Below are 1,516 nucleotides of genomic sequence, written 5' to 3'. Positions count from 1 at the left end.
GCAAGGCCGGGTAGTTAGGGCGGTGTGGGTCGTGTCAAGGGGCTTGTCGCGGCGTCGGTGACGGTCACGTCGATGACGACTTTCAGGCAGGCGCGGGGCTGATGGGGTTTCTTGTAGGCGTATTTGGACAGTGGTCGTTTGACGGTGCGGGGACAGATCCGGGCCCGGCGTGCGGGCAGCAGAGCGGCCAGGACGTGGGCGCCGATGGTGCCGACCAGGTCGATGCGGGTGCCCGCGATGACCGCTTGGGCGGTGATGACCTGGTCGCGGGCGGCGTGCAGGGCGACACTGAACCCGGCCCGGTCGGGATCGACGTCGGGGCGGGTGCTGGTGGCGTCGGTCATCGCGATCCGCAGGATCTGGTAGGTGACCAGCAACGCCCAGAGTTCCTGCTCGGCCCCGGCCGGGGTCTGCGAGCGCAGGACCCGCCCGCGGGTGAGGGTGTGTTTGAGGGCGAGGTAGGCCGTTTCGATGTCCCAGCGTTGGTGGTAGAGCTCGATCAGCTCGGCGGCGGGATAACGGTCGGGGTCGAGCAGGGTGGTGACCAGCCGGTAGTGCTCGCTGCGGCGGGATCCGTCTGCTGCGGTGACGGTGATGCGGGCTTCGATGATCCGGACGTTGGTTCCGCCGATGCGTGAGGTGATCGACCCGTCGCGGTGGCGCCCGAGCAGGGGTGGGCGGCGGTTGGCTTTGAGCCGGATCAGCAGGTCCGCGCCGGTGGCGGCGACCTGGGTGATGAAGGTGGCGGCGTCGAAGTTGCGGTCGGCCAGCAGCACCATGCCCGGGTGCAGCCGGCCGGTGAGTGTGGCGGCGTAGGCCAGTTCGCCCTGGGCGGGGCTGCCGAACACCGCCCCGATCAGGGCGCGGGTGCCGCACTCGGCCAGGGTGAGCAGCCGCAGCAGTGGATACCCGGCTGTGGGGTGGGACGCGGTGGGTTTGTTGGTCCAGACCCGGTTGGGGGTGCTGTCGGGGATGGTGATGCCGGTCCCGTCGATGGCGATCAGTCGCAGACCGCGCCAGCAGGCGCCGGGGGTGCGGGGCCAGGCCAGGGGTCCGGCCAGCAGGGCGAACAACGCGGCCAGCGGGCGGGGGCCGATTCGGGAGCGGGCTTGGCGTAGCGCCGAGGAGGTCGGAGTCGCCGGCCGTAGCTCACCGAGGCCGGCGGTCAGGGTGGAGAACACTGCGCGGTAGCCGCGTTCGGGGAACAGGCTCATCGCGAGCAGGAAGTACACCGTGACCCGGGCGGGTAACAGCCGTATCCGCCGCTGCGCGGCGGGTGCGGTTTCGGCGAGGACTGCGTCGACCATCTCGAAGGGCACGATTTGGGTGAGTTCGCCGAGGTGGCCGGGTGCGAAGACCCCGGCGGCGGTGCGGATGATTCGGGTTGTGACAGACTGCGCGGACAACGGAGCTCCCGCCGAACGTTGATCTTGGTCGACGATGTTCTAGCGGAAGCTCCGTTGCCTTATGTCATGGGGGTTGACGCCACACCCACCGCCCTAACTACCCGGCCTTG

Annotated in this window: 1 protein-coding gene; it reads right to left on the bottom strand. The window is 69.7% G+C overall.

The features are described from left to right. Nucleotides 1-14 precede the first annotated feature (14 nt). Nucleotides 15-1,406: an IS4 family transposase gene (locus AB0N03_RS52335; RefSeq protein WP_364388992.1), complete on the bottom strand. Its 1,392-nt coding sequence runs from the start codon at nt 1,404-1,406 to the stop codon at nt 15-17. Nucleotides 1,407-1,516 lie beyond the last annotated feature (110 nt).

It is taken from the genome of Amycolatopsis sp. NPDC051061 (assembly GCF_040682935.1).
Lineage (GTDB): Bacteria > Actinomycetota > Actinomycetes > Mycobacteriales > Pseudonocardiaceae > Amycolatopsis.
This window is presented reverse-complemented; position numbering and strand designations above follow the sequence as displayed.